Source organism: Microbacterium sp. NPDC077184, assembly GCF_040687055.1.
Classification (GTDB): domain Bacteria; phylum Actinomycetota; class Actinomycetes; order Actinomycetales; family Microbacteriaceae; genus Microbacterium.
The window spans coordinates 99,879-115,455 of the sequence record NZ_JBFBMM010000005.1 but is presented as its reverse complement, the minus strand read 5'-3'; the positions used below and the strand labels follow the sequence as shown (position 1 = coordinate 115,455).

Sequence of the window (15,577 nt, the reverse complement as noted above, 5' to 3'; positions counted from 1 at the left end):
AAGCTAAGAATCGTAGCTATGATAGCTAGCGTTCATAGCCATCATAGAGCCGACACACCCGAGGACCCCATGCAGATCGCACCACACCTCCACCGCATCGGCAACGACATCGTCGCCGCCTATCTGATCGTCACGCCCGACGGCATCACCGTCATCGACGCAGGTCTCCCCGGTCATTGGCGAGAACTGCAGCGCGAACTCGTCACCCTCGATCGATCGCTCGCCGACATCCGCGGCATCATCCTCACGCACGGTGACAGCGATCACCTGGGTTTCGCAGAGCGTCTGCGCCGCGAAACCGGCGCGCCGATCCACATCCACCCCGCCGATGCCGACCGCGCTCGCGGAGGGGAGAAGCCGAAGACACCCCTGGGCCGCTTCCGCGCACTCCCCGTGGTCTCCTTCGCCGCGTACGCGCTGAGGAAGGGCGCCGCGCGTACCACCTACGTCACCCAGACCACCGACATCTCCCACGGCCAGGTGCTCGATCTGCCCGGATCGCCGCGGGTGATCGGCCTCCCCGGGCACTCACCCGGCAGCGTCGCGATCCTCAGCCCCGACGTCCGCGCGCTCTTCGTCGGCGACGCCCTCACAACGCGACACGTCCTCACGGGCGATCGCGGACCTCAGCCGGCACCCTTCACCGATGAGCCCGCGCAGGCCGTCGCGAGCCTCGACCGGCTGCGCGGCACCGACGCCGAATGGATCCTGCCCGGGCACGGGGCTCCGTGGCGCGGCGCCCCCGATGCGGCGATCGACGCGGTTCAGGCGCTCGTGTCGTAGCGCCCGTGGTACCCGAGGAGCACCGGATGCGGCAGCTCCGCGCGGGCGACCTCGGTGAACCCCTCGGCATCGAGCACCAGGAGGAAGGAGGTGCCGCGCTCGGAGTCCAGGACGACCGACAGCACGACGCCGTCGTCTTCGCGCTCGCGTCCGGGGCGGCCCGCGAACACACCCTCCCCCGGGTAGCATCCGGGCTCGGACCAGATCTTCGTCGACCTACCGGTGCCGTCGGCGGCACCGGTGTCGACCTTGACGAGCTGGTCGTAGAAACCGCGCTCCCCGCTCAGGCCCACGCCGTAGACGTAGCGCTGGTCGGGGCGGGTGTTCATCCGGTCGTAGTCGAGGCTCGGCAGCTCGATCCCCGTGGGCGAGAGCTCCTCCCCGGTCACGGTGCCGTCGCCCCCGCGCACGGGAAGCCGGAACCGCCGGAGCGTACCCGGGGGGATCCGCGCGTCCGGCTCCTCGAGGCGGTGCAGGTAGAACGCGCCGATGATGTCGGCGTCGTCGTAGCCGACGAGGTCGACCACCACGTCGTCGCCGTCGTCGTAGGCATTCACGTGATGGAAGGCGAAGAACGCCGGGGCACGCAGGGTCCGCACGTGCGCGCCCGTCTCGCGGTCGAACAGGTGGAAGCGCGCACCGCGGCGGGGCTCCCACCGGAAGTTCTCGATGTACGGGCGGAGCCACAGCAGCAGTGAGATCGGGTTGACCACGAGGGGGAACTCCGCCAGCACCAGGTAGCGCCCCGACATCCCGAACGAGTGGATGTACGACGGCTTGGCGACCCGTCGGGTGGCGAGATCGGTGCCGTCCAGCGCGCCGCCGTCGGCGAGATCGACCTGACGGAAGACGTACTGGCTCGACGCGCCGTAGCGGACGACGAGGTTCACGGCTTCGCCGCGGTCGGCATCGACGTGGGGGTGGACCGTCGTCATCCGCCCGAAGGTCGAGGTGTCCCAGCTGTCGACGCCGACGGTCTTCAGGGTCTGGGGGTCGAACTCCACCTGCACCGGCGTCTCCGCCAGCGCCAGGTAGCGCTCGGCGAGGCGGGTGATGTTGACCTTGGCGCTGTCGGTGACCTGCGGGTCGAACACCGCCATCGCACGGGCGAAGAGCGAGCGGCACGGATCGGTGGCGAACTCGGGGTAGGCGATGCGTCCGTCGTCGCGGGCAGCGGAGTAGGCCTTCGTCTCGAGGAATCGGTTCGCGTACGACACGCGGCCGCCCTGCAAGGTGAAGCGGTGCAGCATCGCGAGTCCGTCGAACCAGTGCCGGTAGCGGCGCTCCCCCACCTGGAACGTGCCGGGACCGTTGCGCAGCAGCGTGCCCTCGAGCCAATCCGGCAGGATGCCGCGCACGGGCACGTCGTCGAGCTCGACCTCGGGGCTGTCGCCGAACCCGTGGGTGAGGAAATCCGGGGTGGTCACGAGGCGCTCCGAGCGGATCGGGCCGAACGGGCGGAGGTGCCCGCGCCCGCGCGCTCGGCGATGAGGTTCGCGGCGATCTTGCCGGAGGCGAGGACCGCGGGGACGCCGGCGCCCGGGTGGGTGCCCGCGCCGACGAGATACAGACCGTCCACCTTCGGCGAGCGGTTGTGCGGGCGGAACCATCCGGACTGGAACAGCGTCGGCCGAAGGGAGAACGCCGCACCGCGCGGGGTGTTCAGGACATCGCGGAAGTGCTCGGGGCCGATGGCGTGCTCGACGACGAGATGGTCGCGCAGGCCCGGGAGGTAGCCGGCCTCGAGCACATCGAGCACGCGGTCGCGGACCCGCGCGTCGACGGTGGCGGCGACATCCGGACCCTCGGGCCGCGAGGGGAGCGGCGGCGACGCGACCAGCACGTAGAGCGCCTCGCACCCGGGCGGGGCGATGCTCGCGTCGGTGCGCGTGGGGACGTGGACGTAGAGGAAGAGGTCGTCGGTGGCGTCGGGAGCCGTCCGGCGGCCGCTGCCCGAACGGCCGAACACCCGTCGGAGCGCCCGGTCGGGATCGCCGCGGAAGAGCAGGTTGTGATGGTGGAGGGGCGACGCGGGCCACGTGCGGTCGGCGCCGAAGTAGAGGACGTGCAGCGACATGCTCGGCTCGACGGGGCGACGCGTCGACGTGCGGCGCGCGGCCGGAGCCGGCGCCTTCTGGAGCAGTTCCCCGTAGGTGTAGCCCGGGTCGGCGTTGGAGACGACGACGTCCGCGTCCCACTCCCGCCCGTCGCGCGCACGGACACCGCGCACCGCTCCGTCGTCGACGAGGATGCGCTCGACGTCGACGTCGCAGACGATCGTGCCGCCGAGGCGGAGGAACAGGTCCCCGAGAGCGTCGACGAGCGCGCCGGTCCCCCCGACGGCGTAGTGCACGCCCCAACGGCGTTCGAATTCGGCGATGAGTTCGTACAGCGCCGGAGTGGATGCCGGGTCGCCGCCGATCAGGAGGGGATGGAAGGAGAGCGTGCGGCGGAGGAACGGGTCGCGGATGCAGCGGTCGACGACGCGCCGCACCCCGAGCGCGGCGCCGTGGCGGAGGAGGTAGGGCAGCATCCGCACCATGGCACGCAGCTGCATCAGCGGCCGCTCCGTGTACGGGTAGAACACGTCGAAGATCCGGCGGATGTGCTCCTGGAGCCTCCGGAACCCGGCGGCGTCGCGGGGGCTCCGGCGGGCCACCTCGGCCTGGAGCGCGTCGTCGTCGGCGTGGAAGTCGAACGGCGCACCGTCGCCGTCGAACGCCCGGTAGAAGGGATCGAGCGGCACGAGGGTCACGTGGTCGGCGAGGGTCTCCCCCGCGAGCGCGAACAGCTCCTCGAACATGAACGGCGCGGTGAGAACCGTCGGTCCGGCGTCGAATCGGAAGCCCTCGAGTTCGTATTGGTACGCCCGTCCGCCGATGCGGTCGCGCTTTTCGAGCATCGTCACGTCGTGACCCGCGGCGGACAGCCGGATGGCGGCGGCAAGACCACCGAATCCGGACCCGACGACGACCGCCCGCATGAGGGAATGCTAGTGGCGGAATACACAGCCCGGGGCGGCCGGAGGAAAACCTCAGGGGAACCGACGCGATCCTCCGGGCATAGGGGATCAGCCCCGGAGCCTCCGTGCGGGGTTCGCGAGCGCCAGGGTGCACGCCGCGGCGAGGGCGGCAGCGGCATGGGCGGGATCGACCGCGCGCGCCGACGGCAGCGCCTCCGCCGACAGGCGATCGCGGAGCGCGGCATCCTGAAGCACGCGGACGAGCGTCTCGGCGAGCGCGTGCTCGTCGCCGTCGGGCACGAGTACGCCGCCTCCGCGCGCGAGGAGTTCGCGCGGGCCGTACGGGGCATCGTAGGAGACCACCGGGCATCCGGTCGCCAGCGCCTCGGCGAGGGCGAGTCCCTGCCCTTCGTAGGCGGAGGTCGACAGGAACACGGCGGCGTCGGCGAGGATGCCGACGGGCTCGTCGGTGCGCCCCCGGAGGTGCACGGCCCCCGCGAGGCCGAGGTCGTCGACGAGGTGCTCGAGTGCGGCGTGCTCGGCTCCCTCGCCGTAGATGTCGAGGGTGGCGTGCGGCACCGCGGCCCGCACCTCCGCGAACGCCCGGATCGCGTGGTCGACGCGCTTTCCGGGAGCGAGACGGTTCAGCATCACGACGCGGCCGACGGAACGCTGCGCGGGCGAGGAGACCGCGGGAACCTCGACGCCGTGCGGCGCGACGACCGAACCGGGGGCATCGCCGAACCGGCGCGCGACGTCCGCGCGCTGCGCCGCGGTCGGCCACAGGATCGCGTCGAACCGGTCGGCGACGGCGAACCACCGGCTCCACAGCGCGTTGATCGGGGCATCCGGGGTGTAGGGCGGCTCGAGGTGGATGGTGTGGATCGCGTGGAGGATGCGCGCCCCGGGATCGGACCACGGCACGAGGAGCTCGCCGAGCTGCCGCGACTCGCACACGACGACGACCGGCCGCGGGCCGGAGGGTGCGATCACGCGTTCTCCTGCCACGACGTGGTCGAGCCACGCTCGGTACAGGGCGCCGAAACCGGCGAGCGCGCCCACGACGGAGCCGTTCCGCCCGTGCACCCGCACGGCGGCGGTCGAGGTGTGCCAGTCGGGGTCACCGGCGATGACCGGCAGCCCGATCACCGGAGCCCCGTCCGCGCCGGTGATCGTGCGGTACTCCGGCGCGTCCACGGGAGCCGCGGCATCCGCGTCGGTCTCGCGGGCGAGCGCCGCCTCCCGGAGCCATCGGGCCGCGCCCCCGTCCGGATCGCCGGCCTCGTCGAAGAGGTTCCGCATCCGCTCCGGATGCCGCACGAGACCGCGCTCGGCGAAGATCGTACGGTGCCGCGCGTGATCGGCCGGCGTCCCCGGATCCACCGTCAGCAGGAGCGGACCGGCGCCGGCGGCGACGCCGGCGTCCGCCATCTGCCGCGCCCGTGCGAGGGTCGCCAGGGTGAACCCCCCGTCGAGATCGGGGATGAGCCGGCTCGACAGCACCAGGTACGCGGCATCCGGGAATGTCGCGTGCGGGGCGGGATCCTGCGGGGGAATCACTCCCACTCGATGGTGCCCGGGGGCTTGGAGGTCACATCCAGCACGACGCGGTTGACGTCGCGGACCTCGTTGGTGATGCGGTTGGAGATCTTCGACAGCACGTCGTAGGGCAGACGCGTCCAGTCGGCCGTCATCGCGTCTTCGCTCGAGACCGGGCGCAGCACGATCGGGTGGCCGTACGTGCGGCCGTCGCCCTGGACGCCCACCGAGCGGACGTCCGCGAGGAGCACGACCGGGCACTGCCAGATCTCGTTGTCCAGGCCCGCCGCCGTCAGCTCCGCGCGGGCGATGGCGTCGGCGTCACGCAGGATCTCGAGACGGTCAGCGGTGACCTCACCCACGATCCGGATGCCGAGGCCGGGCCCCGGAAACGGCTGGCGACCCACGATCGCCTCGGGAAGGCCCAGCTGGCGACCGATCGCACGGACCTCGTCCTTGAAGAGGGTCCGCAGCGGCTCGACGAGCTCGAACTGGAGGTCTTCGGGGAGTCCGCCGACGTTGTGGTGGCTCTTGATGTTGGCCGTGCCGCTGCCGCCGCCGGACTCGACGACGTCGGGGTACAGGGTCCCCTGCACGAGGAAGCGGATCGGGTCGCCCTCGGCCGCGGCGTCGGCGATGAGGTCGGCCTGCACCTTCTCGAACGCGCGGATGAATTCGCGCCCGATGATCTTGCGCTTCTCCTCGGGGTCGCTGACGCCGGCGAGGGCGTTCAGGAACGTCTCGCGCGCGTCGACGGTGATGAGGCGCACGCCGGTGGAGGCGACGTAGTCGTTCTCCACCTGCTCGCGCTCACCCTTGCGCAGCAGGCCGTGATCGATGAAGACCGCGGTGAGCTGATCGCCGACGGCTTCGTGCACGAGCGCGGTGGAGACGGCGGAGTCGACGCCGCCGGACAGCGCCGACAGCACGCGACCGGAGCCCACCTGCGCGCGGATCTTCTCGACCTGCTCGGCGATGACGTTGCCGCTGTTCCAGTCGGCGGGAAGGCCCGCGGCCTTGTGGAGGAAGTTCTCCAGCACCTGCTGACCGTGGTCGGAGTGCTTGACCTCGGGGTGCCACTGCACGCCGTACAGCCGACGCTCGTCGTTCGCGAAGGCCGCGACCGCGGTCGCTGCCGTGCGCGCGAGCACCGTGAAGCCCGCGGGGGCCGCGGCGACCTGGTCGCCGTGACTCATCCACACGTTCTGCTCGACCGGCTGGCCCTCCAGCAGCACGTTGTCGGTGATGATCGTGGCGTCGGTGGCGCCGTATTCGCGCAGCCCGGTGTTGGCGACCTCTCCCCCGAGGGTTCGGGCCATGACCTGGAAGCCGTAGCAGATCCCGAGGGTGGGGACCCCGAGCTCGAACACGCCGGGATCGAGGCGCGGCGCACCCTCTTCGTACACCGACGACGGCCCCCCGGAGAGGACGATGCCGACGGGGTTGCGCGCCGAGATCTCCTCGGCCGAGACGGTGTGCGGGACGATCTCGCTGTACACCCCCGCCTCGCGGACGCGTCGCGCGATCAGCTGCGCATACTGCGCGCCGAAGTCGACGACGAGGACGGGACGTTGCGACGTCTCGGTCTGTTCGGTCACCGGGTGCCTTCCGAAGCGGGGACGGTGGACGATGCGGATGCCGCGGCCGCGGCCTCGCGCTCGGAGAGGTAGCGGCGGACCTCACGTGCCACCCGCGCCTCCATGAAGAACGACAGCAGCGGCACGACGCCGCCGAGGGCCAGGGTGATGAAGCGCAGGAACGGCCAGCGCATGAGGCTCCAGATGCGGAAGCACGCGAACAGGTACACGACGTAGAACCAGCCGTGCGCGACGAGGATGAACAGCGAGATGTTGAATCCGTCGCCGGTGGAGATCATCTCGCAGGAGTTCGTGCTCGGGAGGAACAGCGACCACCACTCGCAGTCGGCGCCGGCGATGACCGGAGCGAACCACAGGAACCCGCCCGTTCCCCCGAGGAAGAGCTCGATGTGCATCGGGGTGTACTTCAAGATCATCTCCGCCACGAGGAGGAGCAGACCGACACCGGTGATGATCGAGGCGATCTGATAGAAGGTCAGCGCACCGCGGATGGCAGGGAAAGACGCGAGTTTGGGGGCGCGGGGCATGCCCTCCAGTGTAATCGCGCGCGCGTATCGCCCCGCCCCCGAGGGGACGGGGCGATACGCGCCGGTTCACTCCGCGGCGGGAAGGGTGATGCTCACGAGCCCCGCGGGGTAGCGGTCCCGCGCCGAGACGAACAGCATCCGACGCTCGGCATCCACCGAGACGCCGTAGACCTTGTTGCCGTACTCGTGCGCCGACAGACGGACGACCTCGGTGAGGTCCTCCGCGCGGTAGACGCTCACGCCGGACTGCTCGAACAGATCGGTCTGGCAGCCGACGATCACGGTCCCTCCCGCGGCATCCACCGCGATCGAGCGGAAGTCCGCGTCGGCGAACGGCATCCGCTGCACGAGCGCGTAGTCCGTCCCGGCGTAGACGCGGATCCCGTCGGTGGAGCCGCCGGCGTCGCTCGTCGAGACGTAGATGCGGTCGGATGCCGCGTCGTACGCCACGCCGTGCGTGCGCCACGCGCCCCCGTCGGCCGGGCCGCTGACCTGCTGGATGAGGTCACCCGTGACCATGTCGCGGACTTCGAAGCCGTCGCCGCGCGTGGCGCCGAAGACCCGCCCGCCCGCGACGTCGACATCCATCCCCCGGACGCCGCCGGAGAACGCGAACGGACCCGCGAGCTTCTCGCCCGTGGCGGCGTCCATCTCGACCCAGTTGCTGCCGAACGCGACGAAGAGCCGGCCGCCCTCGGGATCGAGGGCGATGTCGCGCATGCCGTCCTGAACCGGGTCGAGACTCGGCACCGTCATCACGCGCACGACACGGTCCTCGGCGGGGTCGATGACGTGGACGCGCGCCGGGCGCATCTCATCGGCGACGTAGACCAGGCCCGTGGCGGGATCGACGACTGAGCCGACCGCGCGGATCTCCGCCGCCCCCTCGGGGGTCTCGGTGGGGATCGCGGTGAGCGCCGTCGCGACCCACGGCTCGGTCGGAGCCGGGTCCACGGGGTCGGTCGGGTCCGTCGGGTCGGTCGGATCCGTGGGATCGGTCGGGTCCGTGGGATCGGTCGGGTCCGTGGGATCGGTCGGCTCGGCGTCGAGGACGCGCGTACTGACGGTCACCGCGGCAGCCGTCATCTCCTCGCCCGGAGGGTTCAGACGGAAGTCGCGGTTCGCGACGAACACGCGCTGAAGCTCCTCGTCGATCGTGATGCCGTACCCGTCCTTGCCGTAGTCCGGGCCCACCATGTCGACCAGCTCCTGGCCGGTTTCGAGGTCGTGCACGGAGAACCCGCCCGCGGAGGCCGAGGTGCCCGTGTATCCGATGTAGAGCAGCCCGTTGGTGCTGTCGATGTCGACCTGACGCGCGCCGGCCCGGGCTTCGCGCTCCCAGATGCGGGCGAACCCGCGCGTGGAGTCGAACGCCTGGATGCCGATGGCCCCGGCGACGGAGTAGAACTTCGTCGTGACGATGATGCCCGTCGCGGGGTCGGCCGCGACGTAGTACGCGTCCGCGGTGCCGTTGACGACGCCGAGCGACTCGCCCGTCGAGGCGCGGAACACCTCGACCCCGCGCGCCGGAACGGCGACATAGACGAAGTCGTTCACCGGATCGACGTCGAGCGACCGGTTGGACTCGATGATCGGGTACGACCCGCGCACCACCCGCCCGAAGTCCTCGTCGGCGATCGAGACGACGACCCAGTTGCGGTTCTGCTGCCCGACGTACAGGAGCTGACGCTCCTCGTCGACGCCGAGGTCGCGGATGTTCTCCGGGAGCGTCATCTGGCGGAGCACGGCATCCGTGTCGGGATCGATCTCGAAGATCGTGCGGCCGTTCTGATCGCCGAGGTACAGCAGATCGCGTTCCTGGTGGTACGCCACCCCCGCGGGAAGCGCCGCGTTGGAGCGGTTGACCGAGAGCAGGTCCTTCGTGCGCTCGTAGACGAACGACGCGTCGGGGTCGCCGGGCTCGGTCGGATCCGTGGGATCGGTGGGCCCGGGATCGGGGTTCGGCTCGCACCCGAGGCACGGTGCCGGGGTCCCCGGGTCGATGACCTGCGGCTCGACGCCGTCGACGACGAGCTTGCGCCCCTCGGTCTTGGTGATCGTGAAGCCGTCGAGGAAGGCCCCGTCGGCCGTCCGCGCCTCGAAGCGCATCGTGCCGCCCGCGACGTCGATGACCTGGTAGGTCTGCACGCCCGTCACGAGGCGGCGCAGGTGCGCGTCGTTCTCGTTCCAGTGCCGCGGGCCCGCCTCGTAGAACTTCGTCCCCACGCTCGCGCTGACGTAGACCGGTCCGGTCTGGCTGAGCTCGGCATCCGCCCCCGCCGGGAGATCCACCTCGTTCGCACGGAGGTTGCCGCGCCCGTAGGCGTGGTCGTGACCGCTGAGGACGAGGTCGACATCGTGCTCCTCGAGGATCGGACCCCACGACTGACGGATGCCGAGATTGTTGCGGCCCTCGTCGAGCGAGTACACGGGGTGGTGGAAGAACACCACGCTCCAGGGGTTCGGGTTCTCCGTCAGCACCTCATCGAGCCACGCCGCCTGCACCTCGAGTCCCTCGGTGTCGACGACGTTGCTGTTGAGGGCGACGAAGCGCACGCCCTCGTGATCGCTGTAGTACACCGTGCCGTCGAGGCGGTCGTAGACCTCGCCCTCCCCCTCGGGCCCGTTGTCGGCGTAGGGGAACTGGCTGCCGAACTGCTCGGACAGCCCGCCGTCGTACTCGTGGTTCCCCGGAGTGGTGAGGATGTTCTGGGTGCCCAGCGTGTACGAGAACGCGTCGTAGAGCTCGCCCCACTGGTCGTCCGCCTCGGCGTCGTCCACCAGATCGCCGATCTGGACGACGAGGTCGGCGTTGGGCCGGTCACGGAAGGCGTTGCGCACCACCCGGGAGCCGTCGCTCAGGATGCCGTTCTGGATGTCGCCCAGGTAGACGAACGAGAAGCGGTCGGAGGTTGTCGAGGAGGTCTCGAAGTCCTGCCACTCGCTGAAGGTCGTGCCGTCGCCGACGCGGTACATGTAGGCGACACCCGGCTCCAGACCGGAGAGGGTCGCCGAGTGCACGACCTGGCTGTAGCCGAGCGCGGTGGCTTGCTCGACGCGCCGCTCGGCGGTCGCGGTGAGCACCCCGCCCGGGTAGGGCTCGGGGGTGACCGCGCGGTACTGCACGATCCCCTCGGTCACCTGCGTGGACGACCGCCATGAGACGGTCTGCTGCGTGGTCGGGTCCGCCCCCGGGGTGAGGGTGATCCGGTCGGGTTGGCGAAGCGGGGCGTAGCGCTCCGCAGCGGGATCGGTCGCGGCGGAGGCGGTGGGGGCGAGGACGATGCCGCCGGTCGCGGCGATGCCCAGGGTGACCGCCGTGGCGATCAGGCGCTGTCGTGCGCGTCGAGCGCGGGAGGGAGCCATGGCTCAGGAGGCCTTTCGGTTGCGGAAGAACGAGCGGAGGAGGACCGTGGCGCCGCCGGCGGTCAGGAGTGCGCCGAGCGTGATGAATCCGACCGGAGCCGCAGCGCCCGTGACCGCGAGGCCGTCGGAGGCCGGGGCGGCGGAGGCCGTCGGGGTCGGGGTCGGCGAGACGGGTACGTCGATCGGCGCCGAGGGAGTCGGGGTCGGGGTCGGCGTGGCACCGCCGTCGTCAGGGCCCGTCGGGTCCGTCGGGTCCGTGGGATCCGTCGGGTCCGTGGGATCCATCGGGTCCGTGGGATCCGTCGGGTCCGTGGGATCCGTCGGGTCCGTGGGATCCGTCGGGTCGGTCGGGTCCGTGGGGTCGGTCGGGAGGGCCGGGGCCGCGACGCCCTCGCGGGTCGAGCCGGGGCCGCCGAGCCACGCCTCGTCGTTCGAGACGACCTTGCCGTCGGCATCCTTCGTGATGGTGAACGCGTCGAAGAGCGCCCCGTCGACCGTGCGCGCCTCCACGTGCATGCGCCCGTCGTCGGTCACGTCGACGGTCTGGAAGAACTGCAGGTCGCGTCCCATCGTCCGCAGGTTCGCCCCGCTCGTGGTCCAGTTGCTCGTCTCGATCGGGTCGGGCACGTACATCTTCGGACCCGCGACCGAGACGAGGTACACCGGACCGGTGTGGCTGTCGGCGGCATCCGTGCCGGCGGGGAGGTTCTCTTCGTTGACGAAGAGGTTGCCGCGGCCGTAGGCGTGGTCGTGGCCCGAGACGACGAGGTCGACGTCGTACTCCTCGAGGAGGGGCAACCACGCCTCGCGGATCGTGGCGTTGTTCCGCCCGCTCGAGACCGAGAAGAGCGGGTGGTGGAAGGTCACGACCGTCCACGGGTTGTCGTTGTCGCGCAGCTGCTGCTCGAGCCACACGGTCTGCTGCTCCAGCAGCGCACCCGAGGCCCGCATCGAGTTGAGGCTGAGGAAGCGCACGCCCTGGTAATCGACGCGGTAGACCGTCTCGTCGAGGACCTCCGCGTCGGGACCGTTCAGCGGGAAGGCGAACTGGCTCCGCCAGTACGGCGCGAGGTCGGGCCCGGGGTAGTACTCGTGGTTGCCGGGGGTGGCGATGAGGTTCATGTGCTGGTTCGCCAGAGCACCGGCCTCGTTCCACTCGCCCCACTCGGCATCGCTGGTGTCGGTGTCGATGAGATCGCCGACGTGGAGGGCGAGCTTGGCGTAGGGACGGGCTTCGAAGGCCGCGCGGAAAGCGCGCGAGGTGTACGCGCGGTTGTCGTTCTGCGCGTCGCCCTGGATGAGGAAGCTGAACCCGCCCGCATCCGTCGCGGCCGTGCGGAACTCCAGCCACTCGCTCCAGGTCTCACCGTCGCCGACGCGGTACAGATAGGCCGTGTCGGGCTCGAGTCCGGTGAGCGTCGCGGTGTGGAAGCGCACCTCGTAGCCGAGGTCCGCCGTGTGCGCGGTGGTCTGCGCGTCGACCGACCCCGCGACCGTCGCCGGGCCCGTGGTGGGCACAGCCCATTCGACCCGCGGGGTGGTCACGGCATCCGACGTCCGCCAGGTCACCGACTGGGTCGTGGCCGGGTCGGCCGACGGGGTGAGCATGATGCGGTCGGGCGCCGCGAGCGGGCGGTGGATGCCGGCGGGATCGGCGGGCGGCGGGGCGAGACCCCCGCCGGCGGCGACGGCGACACCGCCGGCCATGCTGCTCATGCCGACGCAGGCGGCGACGATTCCCGCCGTGATCAGCGTGGAGTGTCCGATTTTGGGCACGCGAAAGGGCCTTTCCAGAGAGCCGGCTTCGGGAGGCCGGGCGAGAGGAGCGCTGGGGGCGCGAGCCCCGTGGCGGGGCCCGCGGTCAGTCTGGCGGCCCGGCTTCGCCGAAACCGGTGGGTTAGCGCGAACTTCCCCGTCTGTTCACCGGAGGCCGGGCCGCGGCATCCGTCTGCGCCGGCGCCGCCCGCACTCTTCTCCGGGGTGTCGCCGTCACGTGGACATGGCGTCGCCGCCCGTTCACCCGCGCGTCACCGGCCTCTGGACCCTCGTCCGTTCAGTGGCGCCGTGGTGCGGGTGCGACGGGCTCGGACCCGCCGGAAGGCGCCACTGAAGCGCCACCCTCGGGGTCCGCGGGGGCGTCGGGGTCGTCCTCGAGGTCTTCGAGCTCCTTCTCCCACTGGTCGCGCGCGAGGCGGTACCAGAGGTAGAAGGCGAAGCCGGCGAAGATCGCCCATTCCAGCGCGTAGAAGATGTTCAGCCAGTTGACGGGCGAGGAGGCTTCGGGCGCGGGCGAGTCGATCTCGACGAGCCCCGGCGCGGCGGCGTCGTCGACGATGAACGAGCGGAAGACCTCGAGCCCGTCGGTGTCGCTCCACTGCGCAAGGAGCGCCGGCGGCGACATCCGGGTGATGGTCTGCGGGTCGTCACCGCTGTCGGGGAGGGCTGGACCCTCGTCGGAGATGAGGCGTCCCGTGATGTCGACGACCTCTCCCTCGGATGCCGCGGCCGCGGCGTTCAGGTCGTCCACCGCGTCCTGCGCGACGGCGGCGTCCGGTGCCCAGCCGACCGCGACCGCGATCGAGGTGGGGACGGCGGCGTCGGCGAGGCGGAGCTGCCCGGTCACCCAGTACCCCTCGACACCACCGTTGAAGCGGGAGGAGACGATGAGGAAGTCGCCGGGCACCCACGCCCCGCGCGTCTCGACCCGCTGACCGACGAACGGCTCAGGGAGGTACTCGCCCGGCTGGGTGATCTCCTCCAGCGGCTGGACCTGCTCGGTTGCACCGGGCGGGGGCGGATCGGTGTCGATCGCACGCGAGAGCTGCCACTGTCCGAGCCACGCGAAGATCCCCGCGATGACGAGGCACAGTACGAGGAGGGCGATCCACTGCGGCCGCAGCATCACCTCGCGCAGGGTTGGCGGGAACACCTCCACGTCACCCGGCTCCGCGGGCGGAGCATCCGGAGTGCGGGTCGTGCTCATCCGGTTCCGTAGGGGGCGACGACGACCTCGACGCGCTGGAACTCCTTCAGGTCGGAGTAGCCGGTCGTGGCCATCGACTTCTTCAGCGCGCCGATGAGGTTTGCGGTGCCGTCGGCGACGGGGGCGGGTCCGTAGAGGATCTCCTCCAGCGGCGCGACCTGGTCGACCTTCACGCGGCGGCCGCGCGGGAGCTTGGAGTGGTGGGCCTCGGGGCCCCAGTGGTAGCCCTGGCCGGGGGCATCGGTCGCCCGGGCGAGCGCGACGCCGAGCATGACGGCATCCGCTCCCATGGCGAGGGCCTTGACGATGTCGCCCGAGGTACCGACGCCGCCGTCGGCGATGACGTGCACGTAGCGACCGCCGGACTCGTCGAGGTAATCGCGGCGAGCCCCGGCGACGTCGGCGACGGCGGTCGCCATCGGCGCGTGGAGACCGAGGGTCGCTCGGGTGGTGGATGCCGCTCCGCCGCCGAAGCCGACGAGGACGCCCGCGGCGCCCGTCCGCATGAGGTGGAGGGCCGCGGTGTAGGTGGCGGCACCACCGACGATGACGGGGACATCGAGGTCGTAGATGAACTTCTTGAGGTTCAGCGGCTCGTCGACGCTGGAGACATGCTCGGCCGACACGGTGGTGCCGCGGATGACGAAGAGATCCACACCGGCCGCGACGACGGTCTCGTACAGCTCCTGCGTGCGCTGGGGCGTGAGGGACCCGGCGACGGTCACGCCGGCGGCGCGGATCTCGGCGAGGCGGTCACGGACGAGCTCCGGACGCACCGGCTGCGCGTACAGCTCCTGCATTCGGCGGGTCGCGGCGGACTTCTCCATGCCGGCGATCTCGGCCAGCAGCGGCTCGGGGTCGTCGTACCGGGTCCAGAGGCCCTCGAGGTCGAGGACGCCGAGCCCGCCGAGCTGGCCCAGCATGATCGCGGTCCGCGGGCTCACGACCGAGTCCATCGGGGCGCCGATGACCGGGATGTCGAACTGGAAGGCATCGATCGACCACGCCGTCGAGACGTCCTCCGGGTTGCGCGTGCGCCGGGAGGGCACCACGGCGATGTCGTCGAACGTGTACGCGCGACGGGCGCGCTTGGCGCGGCCGATCTCGATCTCCATGGTCACGCCCTCCAGCCTACCCGGCGGTCGCGTCGGGGAACCGGCGCTCGGCGCGGCGCCCGTACAGGCGGGAGAGCAGGGGGTCCAGCGCGAAGATCGCGAAGGCGATCGACCCGGTCCACGGAGCGATCAGGAGAACAAGGGTGCTCAGGGTGACGGCGCTGGCGGAGTCCGCGCCCATGACCGCCGCCTCCTTCGCGGTGACGTCCGGCATGAGCTCTGCGCGTCGCCGCCGCGCCCAGGCGAATTGAAGTCGGCTGAACAGCACCGCTCCGAAGAAGACGACCGGCATCGCCAGGCGTCCGGCGAACCACTCCGAGTACTCGGTCGTCAGCGCGGTGGCGAAGGGGACGAGCACCACGAACAGCAGCCGACCGTTGTTGAGCCAGAGCATGACCCCATCCACGCGGGCGATGAACTCGAACTGCGCGACGTGCACCATCCACAGCAGGCAGAGCAGCACGAAGCTGAGGACGAAGTTGAACATCTGCACGCCCATGCCCGACAGGGCTTGCCACATGCCGGCGTCCGAAGTCACCGTCCCCAGCGAGTAGGACGTCAGGTCGAGCACGAGCAGGGTCGCCGCGATGGCGAAGACCCCGTCGGTGAAGGCCTCCAGGCGGGTCGTGCGCTGGGTCGCCTCGGGGTGCCGTCGCGTCCTGATCACGCGACCAGGGTAGCGGCACCGCGGCGCGCCGCCCCGG

At 71.1% G+C, this 15,577-nt stretch carries 11 protein-coding genes; 1 reads left to right on the top strand and 10 read right to left on the bottom strand.

Annotated features, from left to right (window positions below):
• Positions 1 to 69 precede the first annotated feature (69 nt).
• On the top strand, positions 70 to 783 hold the full coding sequence (locus AB0O93_RS10765) for an MBL fold metallo-hydrolase (RefSeq protein WP_363343165.1): 714 nt from the start codon (positions 70 to 72) through the stop codon (positions 781 to 783).
• Here AB0O93_RS10765 and AB0O93_RS10760 read toward each other — a convergent pair.
• The 10 genes from AB0O93_RS10760 to AB0O93_RS10715 form a co-directional block, all read right to left on the bottom strand.
• Positions 765 to 2,210 (bottom strand): carotenoid oxygenase family protein, encoded by a 1,446-nt coding sequence (locus AB0O93_RS10760; RefSeq protein ID WP_363343163.1) that lies wholly within the window; start codon positions 2,208 to 2,210, stop codon positions 765 to 767. The genes AB0O93_RS10765 and AB0O93_RS10760 overlap by 19 nt on opposite strands.
• Positions 2,207 to 3,766 carry a phytoene desaturase family protein gene (gene crtI, locus AB0O93_RS10755; RefSeq protein ID WP_363343161.1) on the bottom strand — a complete coding sequence of 520 codons (1,560 nt, stop codon included), beginning with the start codon at positions 3,764 to 3,766 and terminating at the stop codon, positions 2,207 to 2,209. The genes AB0O93_RS10760 and crtI overlap by 4 nt, the downstream gene beginning before the upstream one ends.
• An 87-nt stretch (positions 3,767 to 3,853) precedes the next feature.
• Positions 3,854 to 5,305, bottom strand: a complete 1,452-nt coding sequence (locus AB0O93_RS10750) for a glycosyltransferase (protein WP_363343159.1) — start codon at positions 5,303 to 5,305, stop codon at positions 3,854 to 3,856.
• A complete protein-coding gene (gene guaA, locus AB0O93_RS10745; protein WP_363343157.1) occupies positions 5,302 to 6,882 on the bottom strand; it encodes a glutamine-hydrolyzing GMP synthase in 1,581 nt (526 codons plus the stop codon). The genes AB0O93_RS10750 and guaA overlap by 4 nt, the downstream gene beginning before the upstream one ends.
• Positions 6,879 to 7,409: a DUF3817 domain-containing protein gene (locus AB0O93_RS10740; RefSeq protein WP_363343155.1), complete on the bottom strand. Its 531-nt coding sequence runs from the start codon at positions 7,407 to 7,409 to the stop codon at positions 6,879 to 6,881. Before AB0O93_RS10740 ends, guaA begins: the two co-directional genes overlap by 4 nt.
• Before the next feature lie 66 nt (positions 7,410 to 7,475).
• Complete coding sequence (locus AB0O93_RS10735) at positions 7,476 to 10,775, bottom strand: metallophosphoesterase (protein ID WP_363343153.1); 3,300 nt, start codon at positions 10,773 to 10,775, stop codon at positions 7,476 to 7,478.
• 3 nt (positions 10,776 to 10,778) lie between these two features.
• Positions 10,779 to 12,551: a metallophosphoesterase family protein gene (locus AB0O93_RS10730; protein WP_363343151.1), complete on the bottom strand. Its 1,773-nt coding sequence runs from the start codon at positions 12,549 to 12,551 to the stop codon at positions 10,779 to 10,781.
• A 277-nt stretch (positions 12,552 to 12,828) separates the two neighbouring features.
• Positions 12,829 to 13,677, bottom strand: a complete 849-nt coding sequence (locus AB0O93_RS10725) for an SURF1 family cytochrome oxidase biogenesis protein (RefSeq protein ID WP_363343425.1) — start codon at positions 13,675 to 13,677, stop codon at positions 12,829 to 12,831.
• A gap of 77 nt (positions 13,678 to 13,754) precedes the next feature.
• Positions 13,755 to 14,873 (bottom strand): GuaB3 family IMP dehydrogenase-related protein, encoded by a 1,119-nt coding sequence (locus tag AB0O93_RS10720; protein ID WP_363343423.1) that lies wholly within the window; start codon positions 14,871 to 14,873, stop codon positions 13,755 to 13,757.
• 16 nt (positions 14,874 to 14,889) lie between these two features.
• Complete coding sequence (locus tag AB0O93_RS10715; RefSeq protein WP_363343149.1) at positions 14,890 to 15,540, bottom strand: TMEM175 family protein; 651 nt, start codon at positions 15,538 to 15,540, stop codon at positions 14,890 to 14,892.
• Positions 15,541 to 15,577: the final 37 nt, after the last annotated feature.